Here is a 21136-nt window from a genome sequence, read left to right as displayed (position 1 = left end):
TATGAATTTTAAAAAATATATTTTTCACTAGTTTATATGATCTTTCTCATAAAATCAATAAAAATGATAACAAAAGCAGGTTTATCTTAAATGAACAATGGTTTATTACTCTTTTTTATTTAATGACTTTGATATGTCACAAATAAAAAGTAAAAATCAGAATTTTGTCTTAACACTGTTAAATCATTTATGCTTATCAGGCATGGCTAGTAAAGATCGCATACAACGTCTTAAAGACGAAAATAGAAGCAATATTCTTGACGCCTCTCTTCAGATTGTAAAAGAAGAGGGATGGCAAGCATTGAGCATGCGTAAGATCGCCGATATCATCGAATATACGGCACCCATGATTTATGAATATTTTGCAAACAAAGATGCTATCTTAACAGAACTTGCTAACCAAGGTTACAGGCTCCTTGCCCAAAAAGTAAAAGAAGCAAAATCTACAGAAACAAATCTGGAAAAACAATTGGAAACTATGTGGTTTAGCTATTGGGATTTTGCCTTCGAGGAACGTGAACTTTATCAATTAATGTTTGGTGTCGGAACTGCCTGCTGTGGTTTTGAAAAAACATATAAATGTGCTGAATCACACGGGAAGATGATCAGTGATGTTATCCGAGAAATTATGAAAGAAAAAAATCCTTCGGAAGAACTGATCTGCAGAAAGTACTTTACATACTGGTCTATTATACATGGATTAATATCGATCAATCTGGTGAATCAAGGTAATGGAGATATTACCAACCAACAAGTTTTAAAAGACGCGATTTACGGAATTACACGTTCGCTTACTGATTAGTTTTTTTTACCTTAAATAATACAACGTTAAAGGATTTAACAGCGTTAAATATACCATACCTCAATTTTTTAATATAACATGAAAACACATCTATTACTGGATTTTAAGAGAATTTACGTCTTATCACTTAACAGTGTTAAACAACTTAATGTAGTAAAGGCGCTTTATTTTTTACCTGCAATTTTCCTGTACAGCTGTACCACAGGAACAAGCAAACCAGCACCTCCTCCCCCTGCTAACTTACCGGTAATGACCATATCAAACGGTGAGGAAACAGTCTATCAGGAATATCCTGCTAGCATCGAAGCATCGGCCAACATTGAAATCAGACCTCAGGTAGAAGGTATTTTGGACCGTATTTTTGTCGATGAAGGAGCAAAAGTTAAGAAAGGTCAGGCACTCTTCAAAATTAATGATCGTCCTTATCAAGAGCAACTTAATCAAGCGAAAGCTAATTTACTATCTGCCCGTGCAGCATTAGAAAATGCGTCTTTAGAAGTAGAGAAAAAGACACGGTTAGTCAATAATAAGGTATTGACAGATTTCCAACTCAAAACAGCAATCAGCGCCCGAAATGCAGCAGAAGCAAATGTTCAACTTGCGATTTCAGCAATTGAATCCGCTAAAATAAATGTTGGATATACGTTGATCCGTGCCACATCTGATGGCTTTATCGGAAGATTGCAAAAAAAGCAAGGAAGTTTGGTTAGCCCATCTGATGCACAACCATTAACGGCTCTGTCTGATGTACAGGATCTACATGTATATTTTTCTCTAGGCGAGAATGATTTCATTGCATTCAAAAACAACACAGCAGGAAGCAATTTACAACAAAAATTAAACAATCTTCCTCCGATTAACTTAGTGCTATCTGATCAAAGTATATATGATCAAACTGGTAAGATCGATATGGTGGACGGTCAATTTGACAAAAACACCGGAGCCATTACTTTACGTGCTACTTTCAAGAATCCCGAAGGTGTTTTAAGAAATGGAAATACGGGACGTGTACGATTGCAGAAAAAATATGACAATACGCTATTGGTACCACAAATGGCAACCCTCGAGATGCAGGATAAAATTTTCGTTTATACTGTTAACAAAGAAAACAAAGTAGTGCAACAGCCTATCACAGTCATCGGCAAAAGCGGATCCAATTACCTCGTTAGTAACGGCCTTAAAGAAGGAGACCGTATCGTATATAAGGGAATTGATTTGCTTCAAGATGGTCAAGTGATCACCCCACAAGCACTACCTAAAGACAGCATCAACTAAAACATAATACGATAAACAAAATGTTTAAAAAATTTATAGAAAGACCCGTACTTGCTACAGTTATCTCCATTCTGCTCGTCATATTGGGGATCATCGGGATCCTAAAACTTCCTTTGCAACAGTTTCCCGATATTGCTCCACCAGCGGTGCAAGTTACGGCACTTTATCCCGGAGCAAATGCCGAAACGGTACTCCGTGCTGTAGCCCCCTCTCTTGAAGAGTCCATCAATGGAGTGGAAAATATGAGTTACATGAGTTCCACAGCCAGTAATGATGGTTCTCTCATGATTACCGTTTATTTCAAATTAGGAACTGATCCGGACCAGGCTGCAGTCAATGTCCAAAATCGTGTTTCACAAGCCACCAGCCAACTTCCAAGCGAAGTTGTACAGGCGGGGATCACAACCGCCAAGCAGCAAAACAGTCTGATCATGGTATTAGATCTTTATACGGAAGATGAAAGCAAATATGATCAAACTTTTATTACCAACTATGCGCAGATCAATATTATTCCTGAACTTAAACGTATCCCCGGAGTAGGACAAGCTTTGCCCTTTGGCGGAAGTAAAGATTATTCGATGCGTGTATGGCTCAAGCCTAATCAGATGGCGACTTACAAACTGACACCAGAGGAAGTCATGGCGGCCATTCAGGATAAAAACGTTGAAGCAGCTCCCGGAAAATTCGGAGAAAGCAGTAAAGAGGCTTTCGAATTTGTTATCAAATACAAAGGAAAACTTAACCAGCCAAGCGATTACGAAAACATTATTATTCGCTCTAATACAGATGGTTCGGTTTTAAGACTTAAGGATGTTGCCCGTGTTGAATTGGGTTCTTATACCTATGCCAGCCACACTCGAATCAATGGTAAACCTGGACTTAATATCGGTGTAATGCAATTGGCAGGTTCCAATGCCAATGAAATTCAGATTGCGATCCAGGAGTTTATGGAAAAAGCATCATTAAGTTTTCCAAAAGGGGTCAAATACTTAGTGCTTTATAATACGAAAGATGCTTTGGATCAATCCATAGACCAAGTTAAACATACTTTAATAGAAGCTTTTATACTGGTATTTTTAGTCGTATTCCTATTCTTACAAGATTTTAGATCAACACTGATTCCTGCCATCGCAGTTCCTGTAGCGATCGTCGGAACCTTCTTCTTCATGCAGTTATTCGGCTTCTCGATCAACTTGCTGACACTATTTGCACTTGTCCTCGCCATCGGTATTGTGGTCGATGATGCTATTGTCGTCGTCGAAGCTGTACATGCTAAGATGGAGAATGAACATCTGTCTCCAAAACTGGCCACAACATCGGCCATGAGTGAAATCACAGGAGCCATTATTTCCATTACATTAGTTATGTCGGCGGTATTCCTTCCAATCGGATTTATGGAGGGATCAACAGGCGTATTTTATCGGCAGTTTGCTTTTACTTTGGCCATTGCTATTGTTATTTCAGCTATCAATGCGTTGACTTTGAGCCCGGCACTCTGTGCACTTTTTTTAAAGCCTACGCATCATAACCAATCTGATAAAAAGCAACTCAACTTTAAAGAACGCTTTTTTGCTGGATTTAATGTCGGTTTTGATCGATTAACTAAAAACTATATCGGTAGTCTGCGTTTCTTAATTCGTTACAAATGGATTGCATTTAGTGCTTTGGGCGTGATATTACTGCTTACTGTTGTCATGATTCGCAAGACTCCAACTGGTTTTATTCCTTCGGAAGACCAGGGTTTTATTGCAATATCTCTTTCAATGCCAGCAGGAGCATCTTTAGACCGTACATCAAGCGCATTAGCCGAAGCAGAACAACAGTTGCAACATGCCGATTTTACAAAAACATTGAATGTTTTAGCCGGCTTCAATATTTTGACACAGTCAACTAGCCCATCTGCTGGTGTGGCTTTTATCTTACTTAAATCACATAAAGAACGGGGAGCTATAAAAGATATCAATGCTATTATGGCTGATGTTAACCAGAAATTATCTAAAATTAAAGGTGCTAATTTTTTCGTCTTTACTTTCCCAACTGTTCCTGGATTTAGTAATGTTGATGGACTTGATATGGTTTTACAAGATCGAACTGGTGGCCAACTGGGTAAATTTAGTACTGTAGGACAACAGTTTATTGGAGAACTGATGCAACGTCCTGAAATTATGATGGCCTTTACCACATTCAAAGCCGACTATCCGCAGTTCGAACTGCAGGTTGATGACATAAAGGCTGAACAGCTCGGTGTAAGTACCAAAAGTATTTTGCAGACCATGCAGGCATACTTCGGAAGCTCGCAGGCTTCAGACTTTAACCGATTCGGTAAGTATTACCGCGTCATGGTTCAGGCTGACGTACAAGACCGTACCGAGCCCTCTTCTATGGACGGGATTTTCGTTAAAAATCGTCAGGGAGATATGGTTCCTATCAATACGCTGGTTACCATGACACGTGTATATGGTCCGGAGACAGCATCACGCTATAACCTATTCAATTCTATTGGTATCAATGCGATTCCAAAACCTGGATACAGTTCAGGAGATGCTATTCGTGCGGTAGAAGAGGTAGCAAAACAGCACCTCCCTACAGGATATACTTATGAATTCTCGGGTATGACAAAAGAGGAAATTGTTTCGGGTGGACAGTCTACTCTTATTTTCATCTTGTGTTTGATATTTGTTTACTTCCTGCTTGCTGCACAATATGAAAGTTATATCATTCCATTAGCAGTTATCCTATCTATTCCAACAGGAATCTTCGGCGTATTTGCTGCGATTAGTCTAACAGATATATCCAATAATATTTATGTTCAGGTTGCCTTGGTTATGCTGATCGGCTTATTAGCCAAAAACGCCATTCTTATCGTTGAATTTGCTATTCAGGGACGTAAACGAGGACTTTCGATTGCAAGTGCTGCTCTAAAAGCTGCAAAACTACGTCTGAGGCCTATCATTATGACCTCTCTCGCTTTTATCGTAGGAATGATCCCAATGATGACGGCAGTTGGTCCTTCAGCGCAAGGAAATCACTCTATTAGTATTGCCGCTGCAGGCGGTATGCTCAGTGGAGTTGTACTTGGCCTATTTATCATTCCGGTACTTTTTATTTTCTTCCAATATATACAAGAGAAAGTAAGTCCAAATCCTACGGAAAAACAAGAATTGGACCAACCAGAAGTGGTTAGGGTACCCGCACATACTAATGTTTAGTGAAACAATGACAAAATTGAAATACATGAATATAAAAGTAAACATACTGATGGCTTTCATATTACCCCTTGTTGTATGGTCTTGTAAAACCGATAAACTGATCAGCAACAAGGATCTTGCTCCTGCCCTTCCTACACAGTTTCGTGATCAAGAAGAAGGAGTAAAAGAAACGAGCATCGGTTCCATTCCATGGAGAGACTTCTTTCAAGACCCTATTTTACAAGTTCTGATTGATAGTGCCATCCATCAAAATGTAGACATGCAACTCGCCATCAAAAACATCGAGTCATCGCAGCTGATGTTAAAACAAGCTAAGGCTAACTATTTGCCAAATTTGCAATTGCAGATAAAAGCAAACAGTACTAATCCATCCAATAATAGTATGAATGGGTTGAGTCTAGGACAATTTCTAGGTCAAAATCATGTTGAAGATTATACAGCATCGTTAGGACTATCGTGGGAAGCCGATCTATGGGGAAAGATCAAGAGTCAAAATACCGTAGCATTAGCTTCTTATTTACAGACCGAAGAAGCAAAAAAAGCTGTACAGACACAACTGATTTCTCAAGTAGCACAGGGATATTACCAGTTGCTTATGCTTTATCAGCTACATGAGATTGCACAGCAAAATCTACGTCTTAGCGACAGTACCTTACGCATTGTCCAACAACAATACGAAGTTGGTGACATCAGTATGTTGGCTGTAGAGCAAGTGGATGCGCAACGTCTTGCTGCGGCCAGTCTTATTCCAGATTTTGAGCAGCAGATCCATTTACAGGAGAATGCCATTCAAACGTTGAGTGGTCGACTACCGCAGGAGATTAAAATCAAAGAAAAACTGGCAAATATTCAACTTCCTGACAATTGGTCTGCGGGTGTACCTGCCGATTTATTGAGCCGTAGACCTGATGTTAAGCAAGCAGAACTTGCTGTTACCAGTTCCAAAGCCTATCAACAATATGCTAAAGCTAGGATGTATCCTTCCTTAGTTATCAGTGCCGAAGCTGGAATCAATGCTTTCAAAAGCAGCAATTGGTTCAACATACCAGCTTCCCTATTTGGTGCCGTCGCAGGAAGTATTACCCAGCCTATATTTCAACGTCGTGAACTAAAAACACAATACGAAATCGCACAAATTGATCAAGAAAAAAATGTTATCCGATTTAAACAAACAGTGATCACAGCAGTTGGTGAAGTATCTGATGCTTTAATTTCAATACAGAAATTAAAAGAAAAGCAACGCATCACTTTAGAAAGAACCAATCGATTGAAGAAAGCTATTCAACATGCCGATGTGCTTTTCGAAACCGGAATGGCAACTTACTTGGAAGTCATCACAGCTCAAAGCAATATGCTACAAAGTGAATTGGAACTTGCACAAGTTAAGAAGGCAGAACTTGCTGCTGTTGTCGATTTATACCGATCACTAGGTGGTGGCTGGAATCAATAATTAACATATACAAGTATAACAAAGGAGCAAGTTTAATAGACCTGCTTCTTTGTTATTTTTAAAACTTATATAGCCCTTTTTAAAAATTATTAATTCTACAGATTATCTTTTCCCCACCTCTTAACCTTTTCGATCCACTTTTTCCGCAAATTTTCATCAGCTGTTTTTACAATACCGATGTAGCTTACCTTTATTGGAGTAACACCACAAAACTGTAGTGTTGATTTTTTCAATTGATTGATACTTGGTCTTCCATAGATAAGACGGTAATACCAGCCCGGCTGATCCAATGTCGTAATGATATGCCCAGTCTTACCTTTCAGCAGTCGATCCCAAAATATTGAATTAGGTCGATACTTAAAAGCCATACCTGGTAAAAACAAACGGTCTATAAATCCCTTCATTAAGGCTGGCAATCCGCCCCACCATACCGGATGTACCCATACAAGATGATCTGCCCACAAAATCATTTCCCAAGCTTTGATTAAATCTGGTTCTAGGTCCATACGTTTGTGATAACCATATTGGAGATTAGGATTAAACTCCATATCTGCAATTGTAATCTCTTTTATTTCGGCTCCTGATTGTTCGGCTCCTTCAATATAGGCTTTTACAAGAGCAAAGTTTAGCGCATCTTTATTAGGATGTCCATTGATAATTACTATATTTTTCATTAGCGTAATTAAATTTGTAAACACTACATTTTAGCCACATCCATTAATATATTTTTACATTAATGGTTTTATATTCCATTAATTGTTGCTGCAAATCCTGTTTTTTATGCAATTCATGCGCAAAATAGACACGATTATTAAAAACATTTTTGCAAAGAGATTCAATATGTATAACTGTTGATAAGGCAGTCAATTCAGCCTGCCCTTTCTCACTGAGTACACTAATTTTCTTAAATTTTCCATCAGTATTTGCTACCGTAATTTCGAAGACTGCTAAATCTCCATTTCCACTCGATCCGAAAACTTTCTTCCTAGTATTAAGAGACAGCTTATTAAAAATTCCGAATTGTTGCATCGTCCCTAATAACCAGGTTATAAATTTAGAATTATAGGTCATCTTGACAGAGACATCTGAGATTTTTTCAACTTTATTAAGGATATACAAATCCGGTACGTCGAAATTATAAACTTGCCGACGGCCGATTCCAAACCCAAAATTAAAATAATCGGTATCCAAAAAATGTTTAATCTGTACGGGCTCATTGTTCTGGTATCGGACAAAAGGTTTGGCAACATTTTCTGCCATAAAATGAGCTGAACTTTCTCCTGCAAGATCTTTAACAGAATAGTAAACGGCTACATCAACTTTTTCAATATCAGTCATGCTGTTTACATTCGCCTTGATCAAACCAGCAATTATTCCTCCCATCCAACCCGATGCAAATACAATCCGGCTATTGATATCATGACCTACGAGCGAGTGGTAGGCTTTCATCAATGCTGGAGTTGGTTTTGTAATATCAATATAATCCAAATGGTGTTTAACCGCAAAATGTAAAACATTGTCTTCGTTATCATTTACACTCAACACAATAATATCTATTTTTTTATCTAAAATAGACTGAAAAGTATCTGGTTGGTTGACATCAATCGTTAGTTCATTATTTTCCACAGTAGCTTTCCGACTTCCCACGAAGAGGTCAGCATCAGGATTTCTGGATTTAAGTATCCGATAAATAGTCTTCCCTACCAATCCTTTACCTCCAATAATTAAGATATTCTTTTGCATATTTTTTTTATACAAAAATATCGCTGAAAACTTAACCTCTACAGGACATATGTCTAAAAGGTAATTGTGACATAAGAACAGTTCTGACTATAAAGATTAATTTCTGGTTAGTATTAAATTAATCTCAGAACTCTTCTTTTTCAAAAATTAATAAGGGTAAGGGAGCATCCGGTTGTCAGATATAAAAAGGGATACTTGTTGAAGTACTGAAATAATAGGATTTAGTTTTTCTACAAATTACGGCATAGTATTAAAATTTCTCGGAACATTAAAAACAATCAATATGTTAGGTTATTTCATTGGACAAGTTTGTAAATATCGGCTAAGCGTATGCGTACAAAATCTCGCTCGCGCCTTCCCTCACTTGTCCTATCAGGAAATTAACATACATCGTCATAATTTCTACCAAAATCTTGCCCGTATTATATGGGAAAATTTTCATCCTCGTCAGGTAAAATTACATTTATCAGAATCAGCCCTTGAAACGATCAATAGGCTCCAAAAACAACGAAGTCAAGCTATACTGTTATTAGGTCATTACGGAAATTGGGAGCTGATAACGAAAATACCACAATTTACAAACATACCTACACAAGCTCTATATAAACCTTTAAAAAACAGATTTTTAAATTATTTAAGTTATAAAAAAAGGACCAAACATGGTATGCGCCTGTTGCCTGCTCAACATGCATTAAGGATACTTTTACGGGAAAAACAAACTCCTTCCATTACATTATTTATTGCAGATCAATTTCCTGGACATGACAATGGAATTGCTGTTGAGTTTTTACAACAAACTACCTTCATGTTTTCTGGTGCCGAAAAGCTAGCAAGGCAACTAAATACATCTGTAGGATATGTTTCCTTACACCCCTTAAATAAACAAGTGTGGGAACTTGATATTACACCTATATGTGATCATGCGGCATCAACTTCTGAAGGATTCATAACTAGGCAATTTGCGTTCATGCTGGAAAAAAGCATACAAAAAGACCCTAGTTGGTGGTTGTGGACACATCGCCGTTGGAAATAAAAATAAAGGGTAGAGTGCCTACCAATTGTCTTAATAAAATTTAGATACTTCATATGATCAGAAATTTTGAAATTAAAAAAACAGTGCTTTGCGTATTTATAATGGTTATTTACTGCCAATTTGTGGAGGCACAAGTACAAATAGAAATGAAAACCGAATATATTGGAAAATCGGACTACCGAAAATCAGAGAACGAAAAAAGCGAAAAAGTAGGTGATAGTCAAGGTGCTGCTATGGTTCACCAGGCTAACATGACGATTCCTCTATCTTTAAAATTGAACGAAAATAAACGTCCCACACTCTGGGCTATAAGTGCAAATGGTGTTTATGCAAAGCTGGCCAATAAAAACTTTACAGCGCCCTTAGTGGTAGATGAAATATTAAATATTGGGATGAATCTAACTCATTTAAGACCTTTGAACGACCGGTGGTCTATACTGGCGACTATCGGTGGAGGTATTTTTATGTCTAATACTGATTTTTCAAAAGCAGGATTCAAAAATGTACTTGGCAATGTCGGAACTGTTTTCATTCGTCACTTAAAACCAAATTTGGATTTAGGCGGTGGTATTATGGTCAACAATTCTTTTGGTTTCCCAATGGTCTTTCCTGCCCTTTATCTCAACTGGAAAACTGAGGGGAAATATGCTGTAAAGATAGCTCTTATGCAGGGCTTAGAGTTATCCGTAGGATATGATTTGACGAAAAATTTCCGGTTAAATCTTATCGCAGAAATGAATGGCCAGACAGCTCTTCTACAACAAGAAGGAAAAGATAAAATGTTTTCACATTTATATATGATTGCGGGTTTTCGCCCAGAAATAAAAATAGGAAAAAAGATATCAATACCGCTAACCGTTGGTATGAATCTGTGGCGACCAGCTCAGATCACAGATAGAACATTGAAAAGTATGTTTCAAGATAAAGAGTATTATTTCAGAGCATCTCCCTATGCATCGGCAGGTTTAAAGATGAATTTATAATAAAGCAAAAGGAGTCAGATATTATTACTATAAATCTGACCCTTCAACATATTTTAAGAAGCAATCTATATTCAAAGATACAAGACAAAAAATAGTTATAACATGCCTCTAAAAATTATTATTATACCCATCTAAACCTTATTGATTGCTTTTTATTCGTTAAGGTCACATTGATAAATCAATATCACATTAGTGACTAAGAAGTAATCTCTTTTCGTATACGACTCAGATGTCTTTGCGTAATACCAAGGTAGGAAGCGAGATAATGTAATGGGATTTGCAAGATAAATTCTGGTTGATTTTTGAGCAACGATGCATAACGTTGGGCGGCAGTTTCCTTCTGCAATTGAAAAACCCTTTTTTCCAATTCTAGATATTGCTGTTCTGCTATAATCTTAAGAAACATAGTCCATATCGGCTTCTCAAGAACCAATTGATCAAGTTTATTTTTCTGAATCACATATAATTCTGTCGGCACAATAGCCTGTATGGCTTCCACACTAGGACCACCAGTTATAAAAGAAGAATAGGCCGCCATAAGATCATTTGGAAATCGAAAACAATAAGTAATATCGTCACCATTGGGAGTTGTATAAAAGGAGCGAAAGATTCCAGATCGAATAAATGCCACTTCATTACTTTTTTCATGCTCACGAGCAAAATAATCTCCTTTACTCAACTTTCTGATCGTAAAAAGTTGAAGAACTTGTGCAATCTCCTCTTCCGAAAAAATTCCAAAATCACGAAAAAATGCTGCTATCATTTATGCTCTATATCTAATTTCAGTACGTTCTAACAAAATTATTATTACAAAGCTACATTTTATCTTTTGCAGATAGATCTATTCATGCGCTATAGTTATTCGTTTTACATTTAAGCCTATAAAATTTATTTTTTGTAATTTTGAATCAATAACAGAAGACTCATTAAAACAGAATATACATTGGAAGAACTACAGTACAGCAAGATATATGGAGCAGAAAACGCGGGTATTCCGTTAGTAGTTATACACGGCTTATTTGGCATGTCCGATAATTGGGGAACATTTGGCCGCAATTTTGGAGAAAAAAGACAAGTGCATCTTTTGGACCTTCGTAATCATGGGCGCAGTTTTCATAGTGAAGAGATGTCTATCGAAGTTATGGTTGATGATCTATCTGCCTATATCGCATCTATTGGAGCGGATCAAATTGATCTTATTGGACATTCATTAGGTGGTAAAGTTGCCATGCAATTTGCTATAGATCATCCTGAAAAAGTAGCTAAATTGATTGTAGCTGATATTGCCCCCAAATCCTACCCTCCGCATCATGAAGATATATTCAATGCACTAAGTGCCGTTAATATTGAAACTGTCGAAAATCGTAAAGACGTACAGATAGCACTTGAGCACTATATTAAAGAACCAGGAGTTGTCCAGTTTTTATTGAAGAACGTGTATATCAAAGAAGACCGAAGTCTAGGGTGGCGTTTCAATCTAGACGTTCTGAAAGGTAAATACACTTCGTTTATCACAGTAGGTGTCAAATCAGGTATATTTAAAGGACCTACTTTATTTTTGGCTGGTGAAAAGTCACAATACATCCTGCCCGAAGACAAAGCAACTATCGAAAAGCAGTTTCCAAAAGCCATAATAAAAACAATCCCTAATGCAGGACATTGGGTGCAGGCAGAAAACCCACAAGCATTTGATGCTTTTGTTGCCGAGTTTTTAAATCAATAAAAAGAAGTTTCTTATAACTTTCTTTTCTAAAAAAGGTTTCCAAAACAGGAAATTCTAGTAAAATATAAAGCCTCTTGAAAAAATCAAGAGGCTTTATAGTATTATTCTTCATCTCTTCATCAAGTATACACCTAAAAATTTAGTCTCTTATCAAAAGTACTCCTTCTTGAATACCAAAATCATTCTTCTGGTTCTGATTTTAATATTGTTAGACACGCATTAAGATATACTCCTATTTAACTAAGACTAGTGAAGTAATTATACAGATATTACATAGAGATAAAATAGAGGATATATAGAGCTTTACCTCTACGAACCCTCTAGAAACCCTCTATTATGACTCAATAAAATCTTTATAAGATATAGATCAGCTCATCACATGTGTACAAGAAAGTCTAGCTGAAAAGTGCTTACATTTTTAATTCTCCGGGAGAAATACCGTAATATTTTTTAAATGCGCTACTGAAGTTATTTTGATGTCCATACCCCGTCAACAATGCTACTTCATATACTGTCTTTTTATCCGCTAACAAATAATTTTTAGCTTTTTCCATACGTACACGTGTTAGATAATCGTGAATAGTAACTGAGAAATATTCTTTAAAATCTTTACGCAGTTTACTTTCACTGGTTAACACTTCTGCAGCCAGTTCTTTTTGGGTCGGTGGATTTGCGATACGTTGCTCCAGGATGTGTCGTGCCATTTCAAGCCGTTGAATATCTTCCTCATGAAATAAAGAATCCGTATTTCCTTTTTGTTCGTTGTACTGTTCAAATTGGTACATCAGCAATTCAACAATCCGAGACTCGGTATGTAATCTTCTTATTTCTCCTTTTTTCTTTGATTCAATTAATTCAGAAATGGTATGTTGCATTTCGTAAGTAGCAACAAGATCTTCTTCAGAAAATGAAGCATATTGCCCTTTTTCGATCTCATGCACAAACTGCTGATGGAGCAATGAATCTCTCTTAATTAAATTGAGGTAATATTCTTTAGATATAACTGCTATAAAATAAATATATTCAATACCAGGTTCTACTTGATGGGTTGTTCGCACAGAAGGAATGTAACGAATATTATGTCTACTCATGCCATAGGGCATTTTTGCATCTTTTGGTTTAAAAAATATAAATTGACTTGTAATCGTTTCACCTTCTATTTCAGTGAGGATCTGTACAGGTCTATCGAAGTTCATTTTAGAATGTAATATAAAAAGACCAGAAGTTGAAAGTTGAAAATTCTCCATATGCACAGGCCCCATTTCAATAATGGTTTTGTTTTCAACCAGTGGTTTGTCTGGCACATAACTGTCCGGGATTTCTTCCTCAAAAAGCCAATCTTCCAACTCTACTATTTTACTTTTCACTAACATGATTACAGTTTAAAATAAGCTTTGCGCAGTTAAAATTAATGAAATAAGCTGGAATATTAAAATTATTTATAATCTTTCTAAATAACTATCAAATTCAACATGCATTTCTTCAAGTTGAACATAAGGTTTCAATGTTCTTGGATTCATCGTCACATTTGATTCGACTGAAAAAATAGTATAGATTTCTTTCTTATTCAAAACCTCCACTGGCGTACCATCAAATAGCTTTCTGCCATTTTTGAGCATCATAATGCGATTGGCATATGTAGCTGCAAAATTAACATCATGTACGATCAAAATAACCATGAGTCCTTTGCGCGCCAATGCTTTGGCAATACCTAAAACTTTCTGCTGATAATGTAAATCCAATGCTGAAATAGGCTCATCTAAGAGCAAGAGTGCATCTGGATTATCCCATATCTGCGCTAAGACCCGAGCTAAATGGACACGTTGCTGTTCACCACCTGATAAACTTAGAAAATCACGGTCTGCAAATGATGCTACACCACAAAGTTTCATTGTTTCGGCTACAACTTCGAGATCATGCGCTTGAGGTACATTTTTATAATGTGGATAACGACCCATTAATACAATTTCATCGACTTTAAAACTTAAAGTCATTTGCTGTTGCTGACTCAATAAAGCTCTACATTGTGACAAAATATATGGAGTATAATCCGACAGTAGCTTTCCATTTAAGTGAATGCTCCCTGAGCAGGGTTTCTTTTCTCCGCAGAGTAATCCCATCAAAGTAGATTTTCCTGCGCCATTGGCACCTAACACAGCCAATACCTCTCCCTTCCGTACTTGAAAAGTAACATCTTTCAGGAGTTTTCTTCCCTTGATTTCGTAATTAAGTTTCTCTACACGTAACATAACAGACCCTATATTTGAACTAATTATTTTTCCTTTATCAAAATATATAAAAACAAAGGAGTTCCCAATAGGGCGGTGATCACGCCAATTGGAAGCTCTATTGGAGCAACCGAAACCCGAGCTATAACATCTGCTAGCGTCAGCACCAAAGCGCCAAACAGCAACGATCCAGGTAAAACAAATCGATGATCTGCCCCACCTATAAGACGAATAATATGAGGAACAATCAATCCCACAAAACCGATAATGCCTGAAACTGCTACAGAAGCTCCTACAGCTAAAGTTGAAAGGACTACAACCCATCTTTTGATACGGTCGGTTTGTACACCTAATAAATCGGCCTGCATTTCACCGAGAGCGAATGCATTTAATGATTTTCCAAAAAAAGGTAAACAGATTAAGGGAATAATTATAAACGGAGCAACTGCCAATAGATTTTCCCATGTAGCTCCACCCAGACTACCAAGCAACCAAAATGTAATGGTCCGTAATTGCTGCTCGGTCGAGACATAGGTCATCAAGCCCGTCAGTGCACCAGCAAAAGCATTGATAGCAATTCCAGCCAATAACATCGTTGTTACGGATGGCTTACCATTTTTACTAGCTATACGATAAACCAAAAATGCTGTTAAACCTGCACCTGCAAACGCTCCAAAAGCTAACACATAATAACCGATCCAAGCTGAAAGTGAGGTGAAAACCAATGTTTCAAAAGCAATGATCATCACAGCAAATAACGATGCGCCAGAAGATATACCGATGAGTCCAGGTTCTGCTAATGGATTACGAAATATTCCCTGGATAGCTGCTCCAGAGATACCTAATGCTGCACCTACAAGTATTCCCAGCAATAAGCGTGGTAATCGAATCTCAAAAATGACATCCTCATGCATACTGTTGATGGGTGTTGCTGATGCTAAATGCGTTTTTTGCATCAACAAGGAAAAAATATCTCTGGGAGGAATAAAATAAGCCCCTAATCCCAAGGAAATTATACACACGACAATTAAAATTGATACAAGTGCCAGTAAAATTAGCTTCTGTCTTTTATACACATCGATTACTTTGAATCCATTATTCTTACAAAACCTCTGTGCAATTCCAGAATTGCGTCAGGTAGCCGATTACTAAAATTGACTAATAAAGAAGCATTCATCGCGAGAATACGTTTATTTTTTCCTGCATTGGTAATTCTCATACCGGGTAATTTTAAAATTGCATCCTCACCCCCCAAACTACTAGCCCCAAAATCGAATAGCAATATTATATCTGGATTGGCCTGTACCAGCGCTTCTGTCGTATAAGGTTTAAAATCAGAAAACTCTTGAATAGCATTCTTTCCTCCAGCTAAATTGATGATTGCATCTAAACTACTCCCCTTACCGGCGACACTCATAGTGCCCGTACCACGTGCATAAATAAAAAGAACTTTTGGAGGAACTTTACCTTTATTTTCACTTTTAACCAATTCAGTAATACGGTTCAAACTTAACTTTGTTTGGGATACCACTCCTTTTCCGAGCTCAGGTTGACTAATGGCATCCGCCACTTGCTGTATATAATTTAAAGCGCCTGGAATTGTATAGTTGGGTTTTAAGGCTATATATTTTACACCAGCTGCGCGTACTTGTCGAATGATTGCTGCAGGAACTTCACCTTCATTTGCTAAGATGATATTCGGTTCAAACGAAAGTAATCCCTCTGCTGAAACTGAACGATTTTTACTTACACGGGGCAAAGCTGCGGCGGCCATAGGTGAGACACTGGTCACATCGGTAGCAACAACACGATTCCCCACACCTAATCCAAATATCGTCTCAGTAATGGAACTGTTCAATGTAATAATCCGTTGCTGTGCATGAACACCAAAAGCAATATACATACAACAATGGATTATTATAATAAAGCAAAATCTACTCATTCTTTTTTCTTTTATTCAAGTTAAAAGCTTCACGACAGGAAAACTATCTAACGCTTTTCAACACAAAACAAATCAATAATCAGTCTAAATACAAATTAATTTAAATTTACCTTTTGCTTGCACTTTAGATAAAAATAAGTCAAACACCCCTATAAATCAATCAAATACATCAATTTAAAAGTTATAAAAGGATATATTCAAATCGAATTAAATAGAATTAATGTCAGTTTTCATATAGAAAAGTTCAATTCAATTGCCTTTTTTTGTAATATTATTTAGATTGATTAAAAATAACCTAGTGTTTACAAAAAGCTCCTTAATACGAACTAGTTCTCTCCTGATATTTTGTGCATGCAACTTAATAGTAACTCATGCCCAAGATAAATTACAGATTAGTGGCATCGTAAAAAACAAATCTAACAAAGCGATCCCAAACGTTACGGTTTATTTATATCCTGATAAAAAGGCTATAAAGACAGATACTTCTGGCCATTTCTATTTTAATCAGCTTTATGCAGGTAGCTATGATTTAGAAGTCCAAGCTCTCGGTTATAAGAAATTTCAACAGACCATTGATCTAGAAGATAAAAAACAGCAGCTGAATATTATACTAGAGATTGATAACCGTCATATTGATGAAGTACAGGTAAATCGTAAACTGGAAACGGTAGACAATCTTGTTAAAGCCGAAAATGCAGCTATGCCTGTTAAGATTATTACCAAACGTGAAATCGAATTGATGGGGAGTCGCCGACTGGATGAAGTATTGAAAGAACAAACAGGTATTGCCATAGTCAATGACATTGCCGGAGGATCAAGAGCTGTCGGGGTACAGATCCAAGGTTTTAGTAGCAACTATGTGATGGTATTAGTAGATGGACAACCCATGTTGGGGAGAAACAGTGGGAATTTTGATTTATCAAGAATTTCAGTTACAAATATAGAACGTATAGAAATTATAAAAGGAGCTTCATCGTGTCTTTATGGCAGTGATGCTTTAGGAGGTGCTATTAATATCATTACGCGACATGGTGCAGTGACGCCACAGCTACACACTTCATTTCTATATGGCACATTAAACACGGTAGATGCAACTTTAGAAGCTGAAACACCTTTTGACAATCAACGTGGAAGTATTGTTTTATCCGGAAACTACTACCGCACTGATGGATTTAATACTGACAAAAACTATCTGGAGTCAAATAGTACCACTTATCCCCCATATACCAATTACAGTTTTCAAGGACGCACACGTTATCGTATCAGCAAAAATGGAACAATCGGTATTACGGCGAGGTATGCAGGCCGAGTATCAAAGATGATCAATGCCTGGTCTGAACAGACCATATTGAAAGATACCCAGAAAGATCAAGATGTCAACATATCCGCGAGTTATGACCATAACTTTGAATCAGGGATTAGGAGTATGTCTCGCTACTATTATTCAAGATTTCACTCAGAAATGGCTACAGAGTGGCTGCGACAAGGAGTATTCGCCGGCGCTGAAGAATTTGGTCAAGATGTACATCGCATAGAACAACAGTTTGCTTATAGTCCTATTACAAAACTAAAATTTACGGCTGGTATCGGTGGAAGTCTAGAGGTAATGGATAATCAAAAACTGGATGCAAAAAGATCGTTAAATACAGGTTTTGTATACTTACAGACCGAATGGAAACCTGTTGATAGGATACTGACCACTTTGGGATTACGCTATGACCAAACAAATGTCTATAATGGTCATCTCAGCCCAAGTCTTGGCTTACAATATCATATTAATTCAACTCTTATTGCCAAAGCAGGGTTTGGTGCAGGATTTAAAGCTCCTGATTATAAAATGCGGTATCAGGTATTCTACAATCCAGCAGCAAACTATATGGTAGTTGGTACAGAACGCGTGGCAGATGTTATAGCGGCAATGGATGCATCTGGTGAATTGAGCTATAAAAATAGCTATATGTTAAATTTAGTTGCGGGAAATTTGGAAGCGGAAACTAGCCTATCTAATAATATTGGTTTAACATGGAATGCTAGTCAAAAAATTCAAGCTGATATTTCGGTATTTTATCATCGCATTAATAATCAAATTAATACGGTCAGTGTTGGTAATGGAACTAATGTGGCTCAAATATACAGTTACCGTAATCTACCAAAAGCCATGAACAAAGGCTTCGAAACTTCAATTACTTATCAGGCAAACAAAGTTTTACAGTTTTCTGTAGGCTATCAATATTTGATTGCAAAAGATTTAAGTGTCTTAGACAGTATAGCAAGCGGAAACTTTCCTTACAATCAAATCAATAATCCGCAAACAGGAGAATATCGCCAAAGTAAAAAATCAGATTATTGGGGTATTGAAGATAGATCAAGACACATGATCAATTTTAAAACACAATATGAATATAAACCCTGGGATATGAATATCAATGCAAGAATTAATTTCAGAGGAGATACGCCATTTCAAGAATATAATGGAAACCAATTCATAGACAAGAATGATATCTTCATTCCATACCACACTCTTTTAAATATGACTGTTGAAAAAAGTCTTATGAAAGGAAAACTTACTTTTCGTCTCATTGGAGACAACCTGTTTAATTTTACTAGCCGGTATTTATTGGGACAACCAGGTCGCATAATTATGGGTGGACTAAGTTATCGTTGGATCAAAGAATAAGTTTTCACCGATCACATTCCATGTAGGCATAGAATAACAGAACCTAATTTTTTAATAGTAGATAATCCTCATTTCAAGATGAATTATAATTAAAATTGCTACAAAATGAATACAATAAAACTAATAATAGCTGAATGCAGCATATTGATTTCTTTTAGTAAAATAGGTCGCTGTATTTTCTATACAGTTATCGTACTCCTTATTGCTTCTTGTGGCAAGGATAAGGAGTATAATATTGTACTTGAAGATGGCAAGAGTATCGTCATTAAAGATCTTCCAGGTGATACCGATGCTTCTATGGGAGATGGAACAGAAGGTAAAGAAAAACGCAACTTTTATACTTTCTTATTTCGTTTCAAGGATCAGAAACAAATTTGGATTAAGACAAAAGCAGATTCGGCGCAATGGTTAAAAACCAAAGATTGGGACTTAGCTTTTACTGGCCCTTATAATTCCGAAGTTTTTGTCAACAATTCGCAATATCAATATAACCCAGGATATCAAGGAGAGGCTAACAATACCGCAGTCATTTTACTCAAACAACCCTATCAAAGTATCGCCCTCGCTCCTTCGGATGACGAGTTTAATAAAAGTGAAGTTAACAAAATCGGATGGGCATCATCAGAAGGTTCAGATGGGTGGTTTCGTTATAGCCTGAACAATCACATTATGCAAGCGCTACCTAACAGAACATATGTCATTCGACTTCCTGATGGAAAATATGCTAAGTTACAACTTATCAATGCCTACAAAGGCAATCCATCTGCCGTTACAAATATGAACTGGCCAGCTCCCTATTATACATTCAAATACTATGTACAAGAGGATGGTAGTAAGGCGTTAAACACAAACACGCTCTAAAAAATGAAAATTAATTATCCGTTAATAGTATATTCTGCCATAAATTTTATCAAATAATATTTATGGTAAAGTAATTTTCATAGATGCTGATCATATCATAAAAATAAAAACGCAATTATACCATAGTGTATTAATGAGTAAATGATTCCAAATCTCTTAATAATCCACAGGCTAGTGATTATCCTTAAAAAAATATTAAACTTCTAATTAACAGCTATTTAACAAGAAATATTTGTTGATTATTACAACTAACAAATAAGCTTAAAAGCTAAACTCTAAAAAGCAAAAAGCATAGATTAAATATCATTTTTAATATACAATGGATAAGCTAAACTCATTACCTTTACTATTATTTAGAATTAATATAAATAAAGATAGCAATCAAATAACCTGATCATATAACCACGGGAATAATTGAAATTATAGTATTACAATATATAGCACTAAAAATGAAAATAACAAAAACTAATACCCTTTTAAAATTCGTTGCAATCTTTGTTTTTTTAACATTGCTAGGCGCCTGCAGTAAAAGCGATCCTAAAATAGAACCAGAACCTAATCCAGAAATTTCAGAAGGAATGTTCAATCGCTTAATTTCAGTAAAGAACTTTGGAGAGGACTTACCAACGGGAACTTTACCCACAACGAAGCAATCGCCTATATATTATAGTTTAGAACAGAATAAGGCTATTACGCCAGATTATAGGCTGACAACACGTTGGGATATTTCTTTCGCAGAGATATACAGGAGTTTTGTCAATTGCAATAATAGTTCAAATGGATACGGAGTAGGTGGACCTGGTAAAGGTGGAATTTATCTAGTCAAGAAAAAATTTGAAGATGTTATAGATATTCCCTCCGATGCTGAATTCCGTAGAGGAGAAAAGGCCTATGGAACAGATGACTCTGGAACTTTTGGAGAAGGTCTGGGATGGTATCTATATGATTTTGGTGGAGACATCAAAGGTGGTGGAGCCGAAAACAAAAAGCATGTTTGTTATCCAATTGAAGGGCATACCTTGGTAGTACGCACAGCTAATGGCAATTATGCAAAAATCAAAATTCAGAGCATCTACAAAGACTTATTAGATCCAAAAGATTGGTATAAAACTTCACCCACACCATTCTTTACTTTCCAATATGTATTAGCGAAATCCGGGAGTACCAAATTTGAAATCAAGAATTAAATAATAATATCCATAAAATACGA

General features: G+C 36.5%; 17 protein-coding genes. 10 read left to right on the top strand and 7 right to left on the bottom strand.

Annotation, left to right across the window (positions count from 1 at the left end; all coding sequences use genetic code 11):
* Nucleotides 1–202 precede the first annotated feature (202 nt).
* From HCX49_RS11555 to HCX49_RS11540, 4 genes are all read left to right on the top strand, one after another.
* Nucleotides 203–802, top strand: a complete 600-nt coding sequence (locus HCX49_RS11555) for a TetR/AcrR family transcriptional regulator (RefSeq protein WP_132771065.1) — start codon at nt 203–205, stop codon at nt 800–802.
* A gap of 78 nt (nt 803–880) precedes the next feature.
* Entirely contained in the window at nt 881–2077 is a 1197-nt protein-coding gene (locus tag HCX49_RS11550) for an efflux RND transporter periplasmic adaptor subunit (RefSeq protein ID WP_132770853.1), read from the top strand.
* Nucleotides 2078–2097: 20 nt separating this feature from the next.
* Nucleotides 2098–5286, top strand: a complete 3189-nt coding sequence (locus tag HCX49_RS11545; protein WP_132770854.1) for an efflux RND transporter permease subunit — start codon at nt 2098–2100, stop codon at nt 5284–5286.
* 25 nt (nt 5287–5311) lie between these two features.
* Nucleotides 5312–6736 (top strand): efflux transporter outer membrane subunit, encoded by a 1425-nt coding sequence (locus HCX49_RS11540; protein WP_132770855.1) that lies wholly within the window; start codon nt 5312–5314, stop codon nt 6734–6736.
* A gap of 95 nt (nt 6737–6831) precedes the next feature.
* Here the strand turns inward: HCX49_RS11540 and HCX49_RS11535 are convergent, their stop codons facing one another.
* Both HCX49_RS11535 and HCX49_RS11530 read right to left on the bottom strand, forming a co-directional pair.
* Nucleotides 6832–7410 carry an NAD(P)H-dependent oxidoreductase gene (locus tag HCX49_RS11535; RefSeq protein ID WP_132770856.1) on the bottom strand — a complete coding sequence of 193 codons (579 nt, stop codon included), beginning with the start codon at nt 7408–7410 and terminating at the stop codon, nt 6832–6834.
* 43 nt (nt 7411–7453) lie between these two features.
* Nucleotides 7454–8479: a saccharopine dehydrogenase gene (locus HCX49_RS11530; protein ID WP_132770857.1), complete on the bottom strand. Its 1026-nt coding sequence runs from the start codon at nt 8477–8479 to the stop codon at nt 7454–7456.
* Between the two features lie 283 nt (nt 8480–8762).
* Between HCX49_RS11530 and HCX49_RS11525 the strand changes: the two genes are divergently transcribed.
* Both HCX49_RS11525 and HCX49_RS11520 read left to right on the top strand, forming a co-directional pair.
* Nucleotides 8763–9512 carry a lysophospholipid acyltransferase family protein gene (locus tag HCX49_RS11525; RefSeq protein ID WP_168127141.1) on the top strand — a complete coding sequence of 250 codons (750 nt, stop codon included), beginning with the start codon at nt 8763–8765 and terminating at the stop codon, nt 9510–9512.
* A gap of 53 nt (nt 9513–9565) precedes the next feature.
* Complete coding sequence (locus tag HCX49_RS11520; RefSeq protein WP_410528503.1) at nt 9566–10495, top strand: DUF6268 family outer membrane beta-barrel protein; 930 nt, start codon at nt 9566–9568, stop codon at nt 10493–10495.
* A gap of 196 nt (nt 10496–10691) precedes the next feature.
* Here the strand turns inward: HCX49_RS11520 and HCX49_RS11515 are convergent, their stop codons facing one another.
* The gene (locus tag HCX49_RS11515) at nt 10692–11258 is read right to left on the bottom strand and encodes a Crp/Fnr family transcriptional regulator (protein WP_132770859.1); all 567 of its coding nucleotides are present in this window, start codon (nt 11256–11258) and stop codon (nt 10692–10694) included.
* A 180-nt stretch (nt 11259–11438) separates the two neighbouring features.
* Between HCX49_RS11515 and HCX49_RS11510 the strand changes: the two genes are divergently transcribed.
* Nucleotides 11439–12218: an alpha/beta fold hydrolase gene (locus HCX49_RS11510; RefSeq protein ID WP_132770860.1), complete on the top strand. Its 780-nt coding sequence runs from the start codon at nt 11439–11441 to the stop codon at nt 12216–12218.
* A 410-nt stretch (nt 12219–12628) separates the two neighbouring features.
* Here HCX49_RS11510 and HCX49_RS11505 read toward each other — a convergent pair whose 3' ends face one another.
* The 4 genes from HCX49_RS11505 to HCX49_RS11490 all read right to left on the bottom strand — a co-directional run bounded on the left by HCX49_RS11505 (nt 12629) and on the right by HCX49_RS11490 (nt 16349).
* Entirely contained in the window at nt 12629–13591 is a 963-nt protein-coding gene (locus HCX49_RS11505; protein ID WP_132770861.1) for a helix-turn-helix transcriptional regulator, read from the bottom strand.
* A 66-nt stretch (nt 13592–13657) separates the two neighbouring features.
* Nucleotides 13658–14467: a heme ABC transporter ATP-binding protein gene (locus tag HCX49_RS11500; protein WP_021187834.1), complete on the bottom strand. Its 810-nt coding sequence runs from the start codon at nt 14465–14467 to the stop codon at nt 13658–13660.
* A 23-nt stretch (nt 14468–14490) separates the two neighbouring features.
* A complete protein-coding gene (locus HCX49_RS11495) occupies nt 14491–15468 on the bottom strand; it encodes a FecCD family ABC transporter permease (protein ID WP_264599377.1) in 978 nt (325 codons plus the stop codon).
* Between the two features lie 59 nt (nt 15469–15527).
* Nucleotides 15528–16349 carry a hemin ABC transporter substrate-binding protein gene (locus HCX49_RS11490; RefSeq protein ID WP_237682782.1) on the bottom strand — a complete coding sequence of 274 codons (822 nt, stop codon included), beginning with the start codon at nt 16347–16349 and terminating at the stop codon, nt 15528–15530.
* Between the two features lie 337 nt (nt 16350–16686).
* Here HCX49_RS11490 and HCX49_RS11485 point away from each other — a divergent pair, with 337 nt between their 5' ends.
* The 3 genes from HCX49_RS11485 (at nt 16687) to HCX49_RS11475 (ending at nt 21113) form a co-directional block, all read left to right on the top strand.
* Nucleotides 16687–19065 (top strand): TonB-dependent receptor, encoded by a 2379-nt coding sequence (locus tag HCX49_RS11485; RefSeq protein ID WP_243655432.1) that lies wholly within the window; start codon nt 16687–16689, stop codon nt 19063–19065.
* Between the two features lie 105 nt (nt 19066–19170).
* Complete coding sequence (locus HCX49_RS11480; protein WP_132770865.1) at nt 19171–19926, top strand: HmuY family protein; 756 nt, start codon at nt 19171–19173, stop codon at nt 19924–19926.
* A 449-nt stretch (nt 19927–20375) separates the two neighbouring features.
* On the top strand, nt 20376–21113 hold the full coding sequence (locus HCX49_RS11475; protein ID WP_132770866.1) for an HmuY family protein: 738 nt from the start codon (nt 20376–20378) through the stop codon (nt 21111–21113).
* The last annotated feature ends 23 nt before the right edge of the window (nt 21114–21136 follow it).

The organism is Sphingobacterium sp. B16(2022) (assembly GCF_012030425.1).
Classification (GTDB): Bacteria; Bacteroidota; Bacteroidia; order Sphingobacteriales; family Sphingobacteriaceae; genus Sphingobacterium; species Sphingobacterium anhuiense.
Note: the sequence above shows the minus strand (reverse complement) of the source record. Positions and strands in the feature narration are given on the sequence as shown.

What these genes read in the sequence shown, in the direction of transcription:
- HCX49_RS11550 (WP_132770853.1), top strand. Translation starts at nt 881, where the DNA reads ATGAAAACACATCTATTACTGGATTTTAAGAGAATTTACGTCTTATCA.
- HCX49_RS11515 (WP_132770859.1), bottom strand. Translation starts at nt 11,258, where the DNA reads ATGATAGCAGCATTTTTTCGTGATTTTGGAATTTTTTCGGAAGAGGAG.
- HCX49_RS11555 (WP_132771065.1), top strand. Translation starts at nt 203, where the DNA reads ATGGCTAGTAAAGATCGCATACAACGTCTTAAAGACGAAAATAGAAGC.
- HCX49_RS11540 (WP_132770855.1), top strand. Translation starts at nt 5,312, where the DNA reads ATGAATATAAAAGTAAACATACTGATGGCTTTCATATTACCCCTTGTT.
- HCX49_RS11520 (WP_410528503.1), top strand. Translation starts at nt 9,566, where the DNA reads ATGATCAGAAATTTTGAAATTAAAAAAACAGTGCTTTGCGTATTTATA.
- HCX49_RS11525 (WP_168127141.1), top strand. Translation starts at nt 8,763, where the DNA reads ATGTTAGGTTATTTCATTGGACAAGTTTGTAAATATCGGCTAAGCGTA.
- HCX49_RS11500 (WP_021187834.1), bottom strand. Translation starts at nt 14,467, where the DNA reads ATGTTACGTGTAGAGAAACTTAATTACGAAATCAAGGGAAGAAAACTC.
- HCX49_RS11505 (WP_132770861.1), bottom strand. Translation starts at nt 13,591, where the DNA reads ATGTTAGTGAAAAGTAAAATAGTAGAGTTGGAAGATTGGCTTTTTGAG.
- HCX49_RS11530 (WP_132770857.1), bottom strand. Translation starts at nt 8,479, where the DNA reads ATGCAAAAGAATATCTTAATTATTGGAGGTAAAGGATTGGTAGGGAAG.
- HCX49_RS11475 (WP_132770866.1), top strand. Translation starts at nt 20,376, where the DNA reads ATGAAAATAACAAAAACTAATACCCTTTTAAAATTCGTTGCAATCTTT.
- HCX49_RS11480 (WP_132770865.1), top strand. Translation starts at nt 19,171, where the DNA reads ATGAATACAATAAAACTAATAATAGCTGAATGCAGCATATTGATTTCT.
- HCX49_RS11490 (WP_237682782.1), bottom strand. Translation starts at nt 16,349, where the DNA reads ATGTATATTGCTTTTGGTGTTCATGCACAGCAACGGATTATTACATTG.
- HCX49_RS11545 (WP_132770854.1), top strand. Translation starts at nt 2,098, where the DNA reads ATGTTTAAAAAATTTATAGAAAGACCCGTACTTGCTACAGTTATCTCC.
- HCX49_RS11535 (WP_132770856.1), bottom strand. Translation starts at nt 7,410, where the DNA reads ATGAAAAATATAGTAATTATCAATGGACATCCTAATAAAGATGCGCTA.